This window comes from Acidobacteriota bacterium, from assembly GCA_035471785.1.
GTDB lineage: Bacteria > Acidobacteriota > UBA6911 > RPQK01 > DATIPO01 > JANQFM01.
Window position 1 is genome coordinate 1 of the sequence record DATIPQ010000139.1, and the last position, 16,678, is coordinate 16,678.

Consider the following 16,678-nt stretch of genomic DNA (forward strand, 5'->3'; position numbering starts at 1 on the left):
GTGAGATACGCAATGACAGCGTTGGGCACCCAACTCGGCGTGGCGGTGCACCTGGCCGAGCGTTCAATTTCATCTCAAGAGTCTCCATGTCTCGAAGCGGCTTCGATCTCTTGACAGTGAGAGCGGATGGCACGCAGACAATCAACGCCATCGACCTACCGGCCCTGATCAATGACCAGCGTGCGCTTATCGAGTCCGCTCTTCAAACGTTTGTAGCAGCACTTCGGGCGGATGAGGCTGCCCACCGGGAACGGTTCAGGGATGTAAGCGTGGCCGGCGCCTTCCCTCATACCCTTGGGTGGGTTTTCGAAAAAATCTTCGAAGAAATCGAGGGGCGCAGGAGCCTCGGGATCGGCACTTCGCATGTTGAACAGATCAGAGAAGCAATAGACGCCTTCGAACGAATTCTGACAGAACGCGGTGAACTGCCTGCAATCGACGACGTCGTCAAGTATCGCTCAGAACCGGCAAGACATGGCCTCAAGCGTCTTGAAGAGTATTTTTCAGGCAATGCTCCGCAGTTCGAGAAGGCCGATGCGCATGCTTTTCGCGATCACGTCATCAGCAATCTTGACGGCCTCAACGAGATTGCGAAAGAACTCGATGAGAAGTACCAAACAGTTCCCTAAGTTGATTGCATCAGCCGGCGCAGAGAGCGAGGCTGTCTAACGAAGGCAATGAAGCTGTCGATCCTGCGGTGTCACGGTTCGTGCATAGGCACGTCCCTTGCCACCTCGGCTCGCAGCTTATTGCCGAGCCGTTAGGGAGAAAGGAACGTACCCATTGCTGACCGAGATCCACGAACATCTCGCGAGCGTGACGGGACACTGGGAGATGCCTCGAATCGGCAGACCATGGTTTCGTGGGCATGAACGACCTAACTGGCAACTGGTGCCGTCGATCCTCAGGAATGGAAACCAGCAACACGAGTTCCCGCTGACAAAGCGATTCCGTCTCTTGGCGCCTGGATTTGGCGTCGAGCTAGACACAAATCGTCTAGATCAATGGCTATTCCTGATGCAGCATCACAGGGCCCCAACGCGTCTTCTTGATTGGTCGGAGAGTCTCAATACAGCCTTGTTCTTCGCCTGCCTAGATTGGATCACAAGTCGCGATATCGCGCAGTGTTCTGACGGCGCCGTCTTTGCCCTCAATCCGATATTTCTAAACGAGCAGGTTCTCGGCATCTCCGAGTTTCCAGTTACGTGGGTTCAGGGCCGCGTTCTCCAGACGATCAAGTTCGCCTTTGGCACTCAGAATGAGGTGGTCCTCGGCCCAAACGGGGCTCCGGTTCGGCCGCCTATCACCTTCCTCCAGTGGCCGGTAGCGGTTTTTCCCTCGACAGTCCACGGGCGTATGCGGGCACAAAAGGCGTGCTTTACGCTTCACGGCGCGGATCACCGTGATCTTCGAACTATCTTTGCTGAGAACGGTTGGTCCGCTGCCAACATATTGGTAGAATACAAAATCTCTCGTGACCGCAAGCCAGAGTTGGCCGACGATCTATCGGTGGCTGGAACGACTTACTCGACGATCTTTCCAGATCTCGAAGGTCTAGGTAGCGACTTAGCGTTTCAGTTTCGACTGGTTCCCTAACCATCGCATGCACCGGAGCCGCAGATCCGTCGGTTCTGAATAGAGTGTCACCCGGCGGTGGCCCGGTGATGCTGGGCGTTAGGCGGCGGGAGGAAGAATGATGAATCCCCTTACCGTGATCGGCCTTATCCTCGGCATAGCTGGTGCCTGGGCCCTTGCCTATCCGATCCTCTGGGGATACCCGAAGCAGAACCGTCGCTTGGTTGCACAGCGTCAACTCGCCAATCTGGAAGACTTCATGGCGGACATGGAGAAGCAAACCCGCCGACTTCCTGATCCGCCTTACAAGGAAACCGAGATTGAGGCGTTCGTCAGTGATTTCAAGGCGGAATGGGATCCGAAGAAGACCAAACTGGAGAATGAAATCTCTCAGCTCGGCGATGCCCACGAGCGTCGCTCGTTCGTGTTGTCGATCCTGGGGATCGGCCTTCTGTCCATCGGGTTCTTCCTTCAACTGATCGAGGCGTGGTAGATCGCCCGAGAAGGTCCGCCGCCCAACAAGCGGTTGCAGACTGACGCCCAACAGCTCGGCTCCAATCGATCCGTGGTACGTTCTGGCGGCGGGCGCCGGGCCCCGGCGCTGGTGGTCAGCGCTGTTGGGCGCAGTCTGAACCGCATGTTAGGCTGATCGGATTCTTCTATGGATAAGAACTTGCTCGAGCAGGGTCGTCGCTTCCTTGAGAACGCATATGGTGGCTACCGCATCCGAGTGTATGAACCCGTGACGAAATACATCAGCACACCGTTCATTACTCCTAGAGCTTTGTATTTAGCCAACCCGACCTTCGTCGTTACGGTAGTAAAATCGAGCAATCATGACCTCGGCGACTACTGGCCAGAGATGCCGTGGATCTTCCCAGCTGAGGTGCGACTCCTGGCTGCTTTAGCACTTGCTATTCCCGAAGGCGAGGGTGCATTGACCTTTGCGCCATATCCCTCAAATAGACGCCTGCCCATCGACACGGAACTGTCGCTGGACGAACCTGAGGTTATTGCCAGTATTACCGTGGAAGCGGAGAGTGACTGCCGGAAACTGGCAGAATCGCAGTTGCCATATCGGCTGTACGATTGGGATTTCATACAGGCAGATCGCGTTGTCATCTACAACCGGATCGAACTGGCAGATTCTTTGCTTCTAAGGGGGTTGTATTGCCTGCTAAAGGGACAGCATCTGATGGCCCACGAACTTTTCGGTGAAGAGGCCTTCATCAACATCCAGATCTCCAGAGAGGCTGCTCTAGAACTAATCAGAAAGCGTCTTCTAGGAGAGGGTGTAAAGAATCCGAGTTATACGGACGCGCACAACTACTTGCGGGAGCGGTTTCCCCGAGGCGGACATCTTGCTGATTTCCTCGAGGATCAGCACGACAGGTGGGTGGCGACGCGCCATCCTAAAAGCCGGTTTGGCATGTTTTGGACACCGCCACTCCTTGTGAATGACTATACTCATACTCACGGCGCGGTTGTGTCTTTATATCGTCATCTGTTGCTTGACGAGCCCAGCAGATTAACCGCAGATCTTGGAGAGTGAGCTACGATCTATCGCGGCCTAACAAAGGCTCGGAGCTGACGGCCCACAGCGTAGGCTTGTTGGCTTTTCCCTCCTTCTGTTTCTGTAGGCCGCAGCTCAAGCACCGCGTTAGCTCAGTGTGGGTGAGGCTGAGGTTAGAACATCCGGGAATCCGAGCGGACACCGGAACGGTTTTCGAGGAAGATGCAACGAGAAGGCAGATGGGAATGGGCGGGAGCGACCTCCTTGCGCCTGGGGCGGACGGACGGAAGGCAGTAGGGGTCGCTCCCGCCCATTCCCCGTCCCACGGCGAAGCGTCCAAGCCCCGTAACGGCTGCATTCTCAAGTCTGAAAAGCGGAAAACCCCCCGTGCGGGGTGAAGGAAAGGGAGTGCACGGGTCTCAGTTCCACCAATGGGGGATCAGAGTGGCCAGGGCCTTGTAGCTGTGGCGCAGCAGGTAGGGGTGAAACGTCCCAGGCAGCGGCTTGTTCTCAGCGGGCCTCCACTGGCCGGTCCGCTCGCTGTAGGCATGGCGCAGATCGCGCAGCCGGTCGAGCCCCTTTTGGCCCATCTCGGCGATGCGCTCTTGGCGGAACAGCTTCTCCAGTTGGTAGTGCTCCACCCGCTGATCGTATTCCGCGCCCTCCAGGTAGTCGCCCGCGAAGACGCGCATCTTCTCCAATACCCTGCGGTCGGTCGAGACTCCCCAGAGCCGGAAGCGGTCCAAGGACCGAAACAGCGGCTCGTAGTGCATCAGGTGGGTCTTGAAGCTCTCGATGGCCACCTCCTCCGCGCAGTGAATAAAGGAAAAGCACAGGACCCCGTCCTGAGCGACGTACATCGGGAAGCGGTCGGCGAAGCAGCGGCGGTGCTCTTTGGCCGCGCTGCCGAACTGGTATGCGCGCCAAGGCAGCGTCAGGTCATGGGCTCCCCGGCTGAGGCAGGCATCGATCTTCTCATCCTGGGTGTACAGATAGCGACGCTGCCGCTTCATGTGGGCCAACACGAAGTCCAGGGCGAAGACCCGGCGTTGGATGTAGGGCATTCTGCGCTTCCTGCGCCGGTGGGGTGAATCCTCCTCTCCCAGGGCTCGGTAGAATTGGCGCGAGCAGAGCTGGTACAGGAGCAGCCTGCCGGGAAATTCGCGGGTCCAGGCATGGCCTGAGGCCAAGACGCGGCGGGCCAGCCGGGTGGCGGGGCCGTTGCCCCGGCTTCCGGCAAAGGCACGGTACTGGCGGCGCATGAAAAAACCCGAGAGCATTCCAGCCATGGCCAGAAAGTCGCCCTGCTGAGACGAGTAGCCCAAGCGCTGAAGGTTGCGGACGCGCTGCTCGTGAGTCATCGTTTCTCCCATTCGGAATCGAGAACTTGGCCGGCTCGGCGGCCTCTCACAGGACGGCTTGGCTTGCAAGCGTCCAGACGGAAAGCGGCGGGCTAAGAAATACATGCCCGCCAAAAGACGATAGGGCGACAAGCGCCCAGAGTGTTCCCACGATAGCAGGAGTCGGCGAAGAGTCTCCAGCGAAAAACGCAATGGTGGTCTGCTTTGGGTTAGACGGCAACGGGCTTGACGTGGCAGCTTTCGAATCGGTCCTGCTGCTTGTTGGCCGGATTGGCGGTTCAGGGCTCGCCCTCGGCCCGGCAACTCCCAATAGAGCCGGGTCATGGGGGACACGTCTATTCTTCCCTGAGCACCCGCTTGAACCACTTGTCTGCCGTTTTGAGCAAGGCCCGGAAGTGCTCATCATGAGCGGCCCGCTTCTCAAGCCGCACGATCGAATGGCTCAGGCTGGAGGGATTCATGTCCATGGCCCGCGCCAGATCGTTCAGGATCAACTCAGGCGTCCGCGAGACGGGGTAGGCCGCTATGGCCCTGGCTTCCGTGATCCCCCGTCTTCTGGAACCGATGCCGGTCGTGTGATAGACCGCTTCCACCACGTCCTCGATGGTCGGCGGAACGGGCAGGCGCTTCTCCGCCTCAGCCACAATCGTCCGAATCAGATCGTCGGTGACAGGGCCTACCGTCCAAGTGCCGAAGGGCCAAAGGCGCTCGATAGAGCAGCCCAAGGCCAATTGTGCCCGTAGGAGGATTCCGGGAGTCAAGCGGTAGCGGCCCGTCTCCAGAGAGGAGTAGGAGCCGAGCGGGATGCCGCTGATGGCGCAGATCTGCCGCACCTGCAAGCCGTGCTTCAGGCGCTCGTGACGCAAGAAGCGGATGACGAGATCGTTGACGGGATCGTTGCTCATGACGTTTTCCTTCCGGGAGAGGACAAGGCGGGCCAGAATAGATCCGACCCGCCCGTGAATCGAACTTGACGGCTGTCATGGAACGGGAATAACGCAAACACTGGCTGCGCCGGACGCCGAGATGCACCGCCGGTCAGCCAAGCGGTATCCGCCGAGGAGTAGCGCAGGCTGGTACAATTCCTAAATGCGACTTTACCTGGACTGCTGCTGCCTTCAGCGCCCGCTTGATGATCAGACGCAGCCACGCATCAGAGTCGAAGCCGAGGCGGTCCTGGCCATCCTGGCCTCTGCGGAGGCTGGGCAATTATCGCTTTTGAGTTCGGATGCGCTTGAGTACGAGGTCTCTCGAACTCCAGATCGCGAGCGTCGACACGAGGTATTGGCCGTCTTGGCACTTGCCAAAGAGCGGCTCGAATTAACAGGAGAGATTGGGAGGTTGGCAGAGTCGCTCGAGGATCAGGGTGTCCGCGCGATGGACGCGATCCATCTCGCTCTAGCGTCCCAGACTCGGGCAGACTATTTCGTCACATGCGATGACAGACTGCTCCGTCGCAGCCAATCGATCTCATCGCTTCAGTGTAAGGTTGTCTCAGTCCTTAATCTAGTGCAGGAGGTTCTCAAGTGACCGCGCAGATTCAGACGATTTCGGTGGTCAACCAACGCGCTACCGCCGCGTTGATCCGGGAAATCGGCATAGTCAATACGATTCGCTTTCTGAATCAGTATCGGGCAGGTTCTGGCGACTACACGGCAGAGCGCGACCAACTGTTTCAGGGCATGTCCGTAAAGGACATTATAGACGACATCAAGACGCAGCGAGAGGGCGGCTAACAAGGCGATGCAGCGGGGGCCGGAAGCCCCCGGGCTGCTAATCGCCAGGGCGTTGGCCTCACCAAGTAGAGATCCGAGAGCCGGTGATGTCCATAGCTGAGTCCAGTGCATGCGACGACGTCCGCCTGCGTCCGGCAGCACCAGGCCGTCGTGACCTGTCTACAGGGTCGGCTTGCGAATCTAGGAATAGAGCGCTTGCGATGGTTGGACTTGGCCTGCGGTCGGGGTCGTTCGCAGTGGTCGGTCAGCCCAGGCTCGAAGCAGGATCGACTACGAAGCGTACGGCACGCGTGAGGACCATGCAAAGGAATTCGATCATTCCGCAGCGTCTCTCGGCTTCTACTCGCAGCCAGCGCGAGGCTGTGTCGGTTTTCGAGCGGGAAAGCAGCAATGTCCCACACGCGCCTCTCACACACTGAGACGGCGCATTCCCTTCATCCAATCAGCAAACTAGAAAAAAACTCAGGAAAGCCGCGGGTTTGGAGGGTGGCACGGGCTTCGCAATTTTCAGTATCCAAGGACCAACTCCCAAGTAGGATGGCAGAGCAGTGCGCCCATTTGTGAGTTGAGAATTGGGGCTTGGGAGTTCGACCGAAGGTCGCCGACCTGCGGATTCGAAGTCAGTCGGTCCGAAGGAGCATCCTAAGGTTCGAGGATCTCCAGCCACTTAACGCGGCCAAAATGCTTCCGGTCATAGGTCAGGATGCGCTCGAGGCCTTGCGTTTTGAGCCAGAAGGCATGGTAGGCATCGACAAAGTCGACATTTCGTGTGGCATAAAAGTCGAGTGCCGGGAGAATGATGTCGACCTCCGGACAATCCAGATTGGGAGTGCTGAGGATGGTTTCCACCTTGTCAGCGATATCAGCCCTCTCCAGCCTGTAGAAAGACTCCAGCGTCCAGACGATCTCGGCGATGACCAAAAGACTCGTTGTAAGCTGTACTTCGCCCGCAATCGCCTTTTCGAACAGAGCCTTCACCTTTTCCGCCTTGCTTGGATCGTCGTTGGTCAGGAATCGTAAGAAGACGTTCGAATCGACGAACGTTACCTTGTCATCATTCATTCTCGGGTGCTTTCCCGCTACGGCGATCTTTCACCGTGGCACGGATCTCGTCAAAATCCTCCGGGCGCCGACTCGGCTCCACCGAGCCCTGGAGCTCAAGGATGCTCTTGGGCGGCGGCTTCAACACGACTTCGCCATCGCGGATTACAAATCGCACCCGATCTCCAATGTGCAGGGGTATCTCATCCCGGATCTTCTTGGGGATTGTCACCTGGCCCTTACGAGTTATTACCGAGGTAGCCATTCGCTCACTCTACTCCAACCGTTGGCCGAAAATTACTACCAGAGTCAGTCTAGTATGACCTATGACCTCCTGTCAATGCTCTGCCGGAGCAAAGCTATGCGGGAGGGTTTGATTTGGATGCGAGGCAGACGTTTCCGGCGCCCGGGGGATGCTACAATTCGCGGGTTATGCCGCTGGAGACTTTGCAGGACTTTGAGCATCGCAACTCGCGCCATCTTTGCATCGCCTTTACCCGGGCGCTGATCGACTCTAAGAATCTGGCCGAGTTCTTGGAGATGGTGCTGCCCGGGGTGGGGCGGGTGTTCGGGACTTCGCGGGTTTCGCTGGTGGACTATCGCGAGCACAGCGACCAGTTCGTGCTGCTGCACTTCGAAGGCTACGGGCACGAAGCCCGTTTCGAGCTGCAACGACGCATGCCCCAGATGAAGCTGAGGGAGGCTCTCAAGACCCGGCTCCCCTACCGGTCGTCGGACGACCCGCGCTTCCTGGTCATCCCCTTCTACTTGCGCGACATCCTTGAAGCCATGCTGATCCTGGAATACGACGAGCCCTCCCAAGCCGAGTTGGGCGAAGCCGGGCGCGAGGCCGCCCAGGTGGTGTCGCGCATGCTGGGATTGCTGATGTCGTCGGCGCGGCTCAAGGTCAACCAGGACCAGACCTTCAGCCACGAAGACCTGAGAAAAGCCCGTCAGATTCAGCTCAGCTACCTGCCCGGCAACGACCGCACTTACAGCGACATCTGCGAGGTTCACGGATACAACCGCTCTTCGGCCCTGGTGGGGGGCGACTATTTCGACTACTTCTGCACCCGTCCGGGGACGCTGCAAGGCGTGCTGGCCGATGCCTGCGGACACGGCATGGCGGCGGCGCTGATCGTCTCGACCTTCCGCGGACTGCTGCATTCGGAAATGGGCCGGCGCAGCGACTTCAGCGGGCTGTTCGACTACATCAACCGCTCCATCCATTCAGGCGATGAATACATTCAGTACTTGACAGGGGTCTTTTTCGATTTCGATGAGAAGAGCCGGCGCCTTTACTATTGCAATGCCGGCCATTACGATCCGCTCATCATCTCGCCGGGCGGCAAGTTACGGACGCTGCCCGGTGGAGGCCCTCCTTTGGGTATGTTCAAGGAGTCCACCTACGGCATGTCCCGGACCGAACTGCAGCAAGGCGATTTGCTGGCCCTGTTTACCGACGGACTCATCGATTTGCAGAACCCCAAGGGCGAATTCTTCGGGGTGGAGGGATTGACCGGCCTCTTGACGCGCCTCCACGACCGTCCCCTCAACGATATCTCCCAGGGGGTCTTGGACGAAGCTCACAAGTTCGGGGGACGGGTCAACATGGAGGATGACGTCACCCTCTTCTTGATGCGCGTGCATTGAGCTGGGAGCCGCCGCTTGCCTAATTCAACAGGGACTCAAGCTCGGTCAGGCGGCGGGAGAGGTCTTCGACCTGCTCTTCCAATTGGGCCATGCGCTCTTCCAGCGGGGATGGACGGGGGCGCGGCGGGGCCGATTCTTGAGTGGGCTGTTCCAGGTCGTTGGAAGCCAGAATCCAGCGGGTTTCCTTTTGGCCGGGCTGGCGGGCCAGTTCCACCACCAGAGGAGGATCGGCCTGGGAGAGGTCGTGCAGGGGATCCAGGACCTCAGCCAGCGAGTCGAAGTGAAAGAGACGCTCGCTGCGGCTGCGCAGTTCGCCGGGGGTTTGCGCTCCCCTCAAGAGCAGCAGCGTGAGCAGCGCCTTGCAGTCGTCGGAAACGTCGTAGGCCGACTCCAGGCTGTGCTTCCAGCGGTCCACACGGGCTCCCGAGACCCGTTCCACCCAGCCTTCCTGCACCAATACCCGCAGCACATTGTGGACGTCGGCCTCCTCGAGGCTCATGACCGGATCGCGGTTGCTCTTTTGATTGCAGGCTGCCACCACCGCCTTGAGGGTGAGCGGATAATACTCGGGAGTGGTCTGTTCTTTCTCCAGCAAGGCGCCCAGAACACGGCGCTCGCGGGGTCCCAATTGGGGGATGCTTCGCATGGAATCAGATTAACCCGCCACACCGCTTCGGTCCAGCTTGGCGCACTCCCAGGGCATCTTCGAAGCTCTCTCCCCGTTCAAGGGACAGCGAAATGCTCTCCGAGGTAGAGACGGCCAAGGCGGACAATGAAAGTGCAAGCGCGGCGATGCTCTCGCGGGGGGCGGCTTCGATCACCTCAACCTGCTCGCTTGCGACGTCGAACTGCGGCAGACCCTCGGCGCTGCCAAAGGTAAAGCCCAACCGGCCGGACATATGCAGCCAGGACTCGGCGCCGTCGGTGCTGATAAAGATGCCGCCGGAGGAAAGTTTAATCCTTGCCCCTTTTCCCGGTTAACCTCCTGCCCTGCATATCCGTTCTGGAGATATGAGAGATCTTAGCAAGGACCTTCGCTTCGCTTTCCGCATGCTCGTCAAGAGCCCTCTTTTCACCCTGGTAGCAATAGTATCCCTGGCCTTGGGGATCGGCGTCAACACGGCATTCTTCAGCCTGATCAACGCCGTTTTCTGGACGACCCTGCCCATGCACCAGCCGCAGCAGTTGGTGGAGATCTACACCCGGGACAGCAGCGGCTTCATCTACGGCACTTCGTCCTATCCCGACTACCGCGAGATACGGGACGAGAACGAGGTCTTCACTTCGGTGGCTTGCGAGAATCAGACCTTGGCCAGCATTGACGTCAACCAGGAGACCCGCCTTTCCTTCGGCGAGTTGGTCAGCGGCAACTATTTTTCAACGCTGGGGGTGCAAGCCCACGCCGGGCGCATGCTCAACGAAAGCGACGACCGAAAGGTCGGAGCCCACCCGGTTGTGGTGATCGGATACCGTTTCTGGGAACGGGTCCTGGGCAAGGATCCCGAGGTGCTCGGCAGCACCCTGGAGATCAGCGGAAGTCCCTTTGAAATTGTCGGAATCGCCCCCCAGGAGTTCACCAGTTCCATGAAGATCCTGGCCATCGATTTCTGGGTGACCAGCAGCATGCTGGCCGTGATCGACGACGGCGAGGATCTGAACAACCGAGGAGGACGCTCCCTGCGCCTGGTGGCCCGCCTCAAGCCTGGAGTCAGTCTGCAGCAGGCCCAGGCCAATCTGGATGTCATCCAGGCCCGTTTGGAGCAGGAGTATCCACAATTCAACAAGAACCGGGATTTTTCCTTGATGCCCACCGATGAAGTCGTGCTGCATCCTGTCGTGGACAGCGCCCTCACTCCGGTGGCGGCTCTTCTGATGGGACTCTTCGGATTGGTCCTGCTGGTCGCCTGTACCAACCTGGCCAGTCTGCTGCTGGCCCGCTCCTCCAGCCGAGCCCGCGAAATCGCGGTGCGTTTGGCCATGGGCGCCGGCCGGGCCCGCATCATCCGTCAACTGCTCTGCGAGAACCTGATGCTGGCGCTGAGCGGCGGCCTCATCGGGGTGGGATTGGCCTTCCTGCTGGGCAGGCTGCTGCTGGCCTTTCAGCCCCCCATTCCCCTGCCCCTGTCCCTCGATCTCTCTCCCGACCTGCGCGTGCTCTTCTTCGCCCTGGGCCTGAGCTTGGCCACGGGACTGCTCTTCGGACTGGCTCCGGCCTGGCGCAGCAGCCGTCCCGACTTGGTGCCCGCACTCAAGAATGAAGAGATGACCTTCGGAGGATCGCGACGCTTTTTCACCTTCCGCAATCTGCTGGTGATGGCTCAGGTGACCCTGTCGCTGGTGCTGTTGGTGGCTTCAGGACTCTTTGTGCGCAGCCTCGGCGCGGCTCAGTCGATATCGGTCGGCTTCGAGATGGAGGAGGCCCTGCTGCTGAAAGTGGACGCCAGGCTGTCCGGGCATGAGGGCTCGCAAGGCGCGCGCCGGATGGCTCAGGCTTTGAAAGAGCGCATCGCCTCCTTGGCCGGCGTGAAGTCGGTGTCGGTAGCCTCCAAAGTGCCCCTGGGCATGGAGGTCAATTCGCGCGGGTTCCACTTGCCCGGGGACGCCCGCCCTCAGCCGGGCGATCCCGGACGCGAGGTGGACGCGGCCATCGTCGACGAGAACTACTTCGAGGCTCTCGACATCCCCATCCTGCGGGGCAGGGATTTCGAAGCGGGCGAAGACGAGTCGAGTCCCTTGACGGTGGTGATCAGCCAGGCCATGGCCCAGCGTTATTGGCCCGGTCAGGACCCGCTGGGCCAGACTCTTCGCTATCGCGGCTTCGAGGGACCCGAGGCCGAGATCGTAGGCATCGCCCAGGACACCAAGGTAAGGACGCTGGGAGAAGCGCCGCGTCCTTACCTCTACCTCAACTTCTACCAGAACCCCGTCTCTTTCCAGTCCTTCATCATCCGCACCCAGGGTCCGCCCCAGGCTTTGCAGCAGACCGTCCGCCGTGAGGTCAAGGAAGAGGTTCCCGGCTTGGCCATGCTGGAATTCAAGACGATGGACGAACATCTCGCCCTGGGCCTCTTCCCCATCCGCATGGCGGGCTACGTGCTGGCTGGAATGGGAGCGCTGGCCCTGCTGCTGGCCGTAACCGGCGTCTACGGAGTGCTCTCCTACTCGGTGGCGGGACGCACCCGCGAAGTGGGCATCCGGATGGCCCTGGGCGCCGACCGCAGAGCGGTCATCGGCCAAATAAGCTGGCAAGGAATGAAGGTGGTCATCCCCGGCATCTTGATGGGCCTGGCGGGAGCGGCGGCGCTGAGCGGACTGCTGAGCAGCCTGCTGGTAGGAATCGAGGCGCTCGATCCGCTGACTTTCTTGCTGGTGCCGGTGCTGTTGGCGGGGGTCGCCTTGGCTGCGGCCCTGGTCCCCGCCCGCCGCGCGGCAAGGATCAGCCCGTTAGACGCGCTCCGCTACGAGTAGCGCGTCCAACGCCCTCCATAGCCTCGGCGAAGGAGGGCCCTCTTAAAAGCAAAGTCGCGGATTATTCTGAGGAAGGGCCTTACTTAGAGGCCTGCAGAGCCTTGCGGAAGAGTTCGGCGGCCCTAGGCATCAACTCGATGGCCTTCTGCACCTGGTTGTCGATTTCCAGCGTGACCTTCATGGCCCGGCTCTCGCCGAAGATGGCCAAAAAGACCTCGCGCTCCAGCCGGTTGGCCATGACCTCTCGGCTTTCCTCGAATTCCTCCTCGCTGAACTCGACCTTCTTCTCTTCCAGGTAGTCGCGGAAGAGCTCCATGGCGCGGCTGTCGGGTGAAATCGTCAGACTCTGGGCCAGTTCTTCCTGCTTCTCTTCGGGCCACTGGCTGACGGTTTCGTAGGCGTAGGCGTAGCTCTTGTCGCTGTCGACTTCGCCGCGGATGAGCTTGCCTGAGAACTGATAGTAGTAATTGCGGTAGCTGGCCTGGGCTGCCAGTTTGGGCAGCAAGTCGCTTTCTTCCACCACGTCGGGCTTGATCCCGCCTCCGGCGAACACCTCGCGTCCGGCGTCGGTGAGGTGGGCTTCGCCCGACAAGTCAGGATCTTCAGTGGTTTCCCAGTCATAGACGCCACCCTGATAGGGACGCTGGATGAGGCGGTCGGAAGGCGTGTAGTACTTGCCCGTGGTGAGGGTCAAGCCGCGGTTGTCGCTGAGAGTAAAGACGGTCTGGACCAAGGCTTTTCCGAAGCTGGTCTCGCCCACGATGAGGGCGCGGTCATGATCCTGCAGGGCCCCCGAGACGATCTCGGAAGCGCTGGCGCTGTGACGGTTGATCAGGACCACCATGGGATAGTCGTACTGACGTCCATGGGGCGCGATGTAGCGTTGATCGACTTCGCCTCCCCGCCCGCGGGTGGAGACGATGACTTGCTTGCGGGCCAGAAATCGGTCGGCAACTTCGATCGATTGACGCAGCGATCCGCCCGGGTTGTTGCGAAGGTCGAGGATCAAGCCCTCCAGATTCTGGGCGTCCAACTGCTCCAGGGCCTGGTCGAGTTCATGGCTGGTGGTTTCGGAAAAGCGGTCGATGCGGATGTAGCCGATACCGGGACGCAGATGGAAGGCATAGCGGATGGTGTAGATGGGAATGGCGTCCCGTTCCACGGTCAGATCCATGGGCTCATCGGCGCCGGGACGCTCCACCGTGATGTCGACCGTGGTGCCTTTGGGTCCCTTCAGCTTGGAGATGACCTCGTCCACCGTCCAGTCGTCGATGGGCTCGCCGTTGACTCTCGAAATGATGTCGCCGTGGCGCAAGCCGACCCGCGAGGCCGGGGTTCCCTCGGAAGGAGGCTGCACGATGCGGATGCGTCCGGTGCCCGGACGTTCGGGGCGGATCGAGATGCCCAGCCCGTAGTACTGCCCCTGCTGCTCTTCCCGCAGCTTGCTGTAGTCGGGAGCGGCGAAGTAGGAACTGTGAGGATCAAGGGTGTTGAGCATGCCGTGAATGGCGTTGCCTACCAATTCCTCGGAATCAACCTCCTGAGCATAGTTGGACTGGACCGTAGCCAGTGCTTCAGAGAAGGTCTTGAGCAATTGATCCAACTGGGCCGTCTGGTCGACTTCTCCGCCCGCCCGCACGGCATCGCCGAACCAGCCGCCGGCCAGAGCGCCGGCCAAAATCAGGATGAGAAAAACAGCACCTATCTTGTATCGCTTCATCGACTACCTCTAATGGTTGGCTCGTCCCTCTTTGAAGTTGACCCTCTTCCTTTGAAGCTCACCCTCTTCATCTACCTTTGAGACGTCCTTGCCTTCTCAAACGTTGCAGCGTCTGCTCTTTATTGACGTTGCAGCGGCGGCCAGGTTCAAACATTTAACGCCGCTCTGTAAGCCGGCGCCGGGCTTGAACTTTCAGGACATGGACAGGGACGCTCCTTTCGGAGCCCACAGTATACCGTACTCGCTCGCCCTGCGGTTTCTCAATCGGCGCGGCCTCCCGAAAGACGCAACTCTTCCCGTCCGAGCCGTCGTTCAAGCGGCGCCATCCTCTGTTCAAAGGCTGTCGAGAGGGATTTCCTTGCCCTTGGAGTCGAACATCCTTCTCAGCACGAAGCGGGCATCGCTGAAAGGAGTTTGGCTGACCCACTGCCTCCCGATTGGCTTGAAGATCTTGGAGCCGCGGCCCTCCAGCAACTTGACGTGAATGGACTTGTGCGAGCGCTTGGTGACGCGCCCATGAGAGAGGCCGGCCCGCTTCCAATCGGTCCTTTCGAACTCGACTAAGTTCCTGCGATCAAAATCGCCGCCCGACGACGATCTATTGCTCATGGATGATTCTTCCCCCATGGTTTTAACCACTCTTGTTCCTTCAACCGACTGGCAGTCTAAGTACCGCCAACCATAGTTACTTTAACGAATTTTGCTCGTTTAGAAAAGTAATCAATCAATTCTAGCCAAAGCAATACTTGCTCAGATGGATGTGAAGGGCGTCCCCGGGGGTGCCGCCGAAGCTTCCAGCCGGTAGCGGCTTTGACCTTGGAGCTGCTGCTATACTTGGCAAGATGATCTATCTTCGATTCCTTTACAGTTTGGCGCTACCCGTCCTGTTGGCCCTTCCCCTGCCCGCCCAGCCGCTCAGCCAGGAGCAGCAGCAGTGGGTGGAGGAACGGATGACCGGGATGACCCTGCAAGAGAAAGTGGGGCAGCTCATCGTGGGCGGGGCGCGCACCGACTACATGCACGTCGATTCGGAGAAGTTTCAGGAAATCCTGGAAGAGATCGAAAAGTACCACCTGGGCGGCTATCACGCCTTCCGCGGGCACGTCCTTTCGGCAGCGGCCATGATCCGCCGCATGCAGGACGCAGCCCGCACCCCGCTCTTCATTACCGCCGATCTCGAGGGCGGCGTCGGGCTCATCTTCGAAGGGGGCACGCGCTTCCCCAAGGCCATGGCGCTGGCCGCGGCGGGAGATGAAAAGCTGGTGCGCCAGGTGGCCGGCGCCACGGCCCGCGAGGCCAAGGCCATCGGCATCAACGTCAACTTCTATCCGGTGGTGGACGTCAACAACAATCCCGAGAACCCCATCATCAACATCCGTTCCTTCGGCGAGGATCCCCTGGCAGTGGGCCGGCTGGCCTCGGCCTATATCGAGGCCGTCCAGGCAGAAGGCATCCTGGCAACGGCCAAGCACTTTCCAGGACACGGCGACACTGCTCAGGACTCCCACCTGGAGCTGCCCGTCATCGAGGCTCCGCTGGAACGATTGCAGCAGGTCGAACTGCCGCCTTTTAAGGCCGCCATGGAGGCGGGAGTGGGGGCCGTGATGACCGCCCACCTCTCGGTCCCCGCCCTGGAGCCGGACGGAAAGCGTGCGGCCACTCTCTCTTCACGCATTCTCAGCGACGTGCTGCGCCGGGAGATGGGCTTTGCGGGCCTGGTCATCACCGACGCCATGAACATGGGGGGCGTGACCGAGCACTTCGGGGACGGCGAGGCGGCCCTGGAAGCCGTGCTGGCGGGAGCCGATCTGGTGCTTCTTCCCCGCTCCGTGCCCAAGGCCTACAGGGCCCTCCTGGCGGCGGCCCGCGACGGGCGCCTCAGCCGGCGGCGCCTGGAGGGCTCGGTGCGGCGCATCCTCAGCGCCAAAGCCCGTCTGGGACTGCACGGCTACCAGCCCGTCGAGCTGGCCTCCATCGACCAGATCGTAGGATCGCCCCAGCATGAGGAGCTTTCCCAGCAGGTGATGGAGCAGGCCATCACCATAGTCCGCGACGAGAAGGACGCTCTGCCCCTGCGGCCCCGCCCCTCGTCCACCCTGCTCTTGGTCACCATGACCGACCGCGACCGCCCTGACGGACGGGGCTGGGCCCTGCGCCAAGAGCTGCGCGATCATCACCGCAATACCCTCCATTTCGAAGTCGACGCCGACGCTACTTCAAACGAAATCCGCCTGCTGCGCGAACTGGCCCGCCGGGTCGACGCCGTGGTGGTTGGAAGCTATATCCGCATCGCCGCCTTCAAGGGCGAGATCGACCTGGCTCCCAATCAACTTGAAGCTCTGCGCCAACTGGCCGCCCTCGACCGTCCCACGGCCTTCGTCTTTTTCGGCAGCCCCTACCTTCTTTCGGCGGTCCCCGAGTTGCCAACTTACATCCTGGCTTACGAAGACTTCCCGGGAGCCGAAGCCGCCGCCGCCCGGGTCATCCTGGGCCTTAAACCCGCCCGCGGCAAACTCCCCATCTCCCTCCCCGACCTCTACCCCATCGGCCACAGCACCCGCTGAATTCGCTTCCCCTTGGGGGTTCTCAAAGAGCAAGAAAGTGCTCCTTG

The 16,678-nt window shown here is 60.2% G+C and carries 14 protein-coding genes; 8 read left to right on the forward strand and 6 right to left on the reverse strand.

The window, feature by feature from the left end:
- From VLU25_19760 to VLU25_19775, 4 genes are all read left to right on the forward strand, one after another.
- On the forward strand, positions 1 to 629 hold a 629-nt coding region (locus tag VLU25_19760; GenBank protein HSR70175.1), incomplete at its 5' end, for a hypothetical protein.
- 154 nt (positions 630 to 783) lie between these two features.
- Positions 784 to 1,596 carry an FRG domain-containing protein gene (locus tag VLU25_19765; protein HSR70176.1) on the forward strand — a complete coding sequence of 271 codons (813 nt, stop codon included), beginning with the start codon at positions 784 to 786 and terminating at the stop codon, positions 1,594 to 1,596.
- 97 nt (positions 1,597 to 1,693) lie between these two features.
- The gene (locus VLU25_19770; protein ID HSR70177.1) at positions 1,694 to 2,068 is read left to right on the forward strand and encodes a hypothetical protein; all 375 of its coding nucleotides are present in this window, start codon (positions 1,694 to 1,696) and stop codon (positions 2,066 to 2,068) included.
- A 168-nt stretch (positions 2,069 to 2,236) separates the two neighbouring features.
- Entirely contained in the window at positions 2,237 to 3,127 is an 891-nt protein-coding gene (locus VLU25_19775; GenBank protein ID HSR70178.1) for a hypothetical protein, read from the forward strand.
- A 380-nt stretch (positions 3,128 to 3,507) separates the two neighbouring features.
- On the opposite strand, the gene VLU25_19780 is transcribed toward VLU25_19775, so the two are convergent.
- Both VLU25_19780 and VLU25_19785 read right to left on the reverse strand, forming a co-directional pair.
- Positions 3,508 to 4,449 (reverse strand): hypothetical protein, encoded by a 942-nt coding sequence (locus tag VLU25_19780; protein ID HSR70179.1) that lies wholly within the window; start codon positions 4,447 to 4,449, stop codon positions 3,508 to 3,510.
- Between the two features lie 335 nt (positions 4,450 to 4,784).
- Positions 4,785 to 5,354 (reverse strand): helix-turn-helix transcriptional regulator, encoded by a 570-nt coding sequence (locus VLU25_19785; protein ID HSR70180.1) that lies wholly within the window; start codon positions 5,352 to 5,354, stop codon positions 4,785 to 4,787.
- 621 nt (positions 5,355 to 5,975) lie between these two features.
- Between VLU25_19785 and VLU25_19790 the strand changes: the two genes are divergently transcribed.
- Entirely contained in the window at positions 5,976 to 6,185 is a 210-nt protein-coding gene (locus tag VLU25_19790; protein HSR70181.1) for a hypothetical protein, read from the forward strand.
- A gap of 642 nt (positions 6,186 to 6,827) precedes the next feature.
- Here the strand turns inward: VLU25_19790 and VLU25_19795 are convergent.
- Complete coding sequence (locus tag VLU25_19795; protein HSR70182.1) at positions 6,828 to 7,247, reverse strand: type II toxin-antitoxin system VapC family toxin; 420 nt, start codon at positions 7,245 to 7,247, stop codon at positions 6,828 to 6,830.
- 411 nt (positions 7,248 to 7,658) lie between these two features.
- Here VLU25_19795 and VLU25_19800 point away from each other — a divergent pair, with 411 nt between their 5' ends.
- Positions 7,659 to 8,879, forward strand: coding sequence for a PP2C family protein-serine/threonine phosphatase (locus VLU25_19800; protein HSR70183.1), 1,221 nt, complete (start codon positions 7,659 to 7,661; stop codon positions 8,877 to 8,879).
- Positions 8,880 to 8,898: 19 nt separating this feature from the next.
- On the opposite strand, the gene VLU25_19805 is transcribed toward VLU25_19800, so the two are convergent.
- Positions 8,899 to 9,525, reverse strand: a complete 627-nt coding sequence (locus VLU25_19805) for a DUF480 domain-containing protein (protein ID HSR70184.1) — start codon at positions 9,523 to 9,525, stop codon at positions 8,899 to 8,901.
- 365 nt (positions 9,526 to 9,890) lie between these two features.
- On the opposite strand from VLU25_19805, the gene VLU25_19810 reads away from it, so the two are divergent.
- Positions 9,891 to 12,347, forward strand: coding sequence for an ABC transporter permease (locus VLU25_19810; GenBank protein ID HSR70185.1), 2,457 nt, complete (start codon positions 9,891 to 9,893; stop codon positions 12,345 to 12,347).
- Positions 12,348 to 12,426: 79 nt separating this feature from the next.
- On the opposite strand, the gene VLU25_19815 is transcribed toward VLU25_19810, so the two are convergent.
- Positions 12,427 to 14,067 (reverse strand): S41 family peptidase, encoded by a 1,641-nt coding sequence (locus tag VLU25_19815; protein HSR70186.1) that lies wholly within the window; start codon positions 14,065 to 14,067, stop codon positions 12,427 to 12,429.
- 333 nt (positions 14,068 to 14,400) lie between these two features.
- The gene (locus tag VLU25_19820; GenBank protein ID HSR70187.1) at positions 14,401 to 14,676 is read right to left on the reverse strand and encodes a hypothetical protein; all 276 of its coding nucleotides are present in this window, start codon (positions 14,674 to 14,676) and stop codon (positions 14,401 to 14,403) included.
- 233 nt (positions 14,677 to 14,909) lie between these two features.
- Here VLU25_19820 and VLU25_19825 point away from each other — a divergent pair, with 233 nt between their 5' ends.
- Positions 14,910 to 16,631 carry a glycoside hydrolase family 3 N-terminal domain-containing protein gene (locus VLU25_19825; GenBank protein ID HSR70188.1) on the forward strand — a complete coding sequence of 574 codons (1,722 nt, stop codon included), beginning with the start codon at positions 14,910 to 14,912 and terminating at the stop codon, positions 16,629 to 16,631.
- The last annotated feature ends 47 nt before the right edge of the window (positions 16,632 to 16,678 follow it).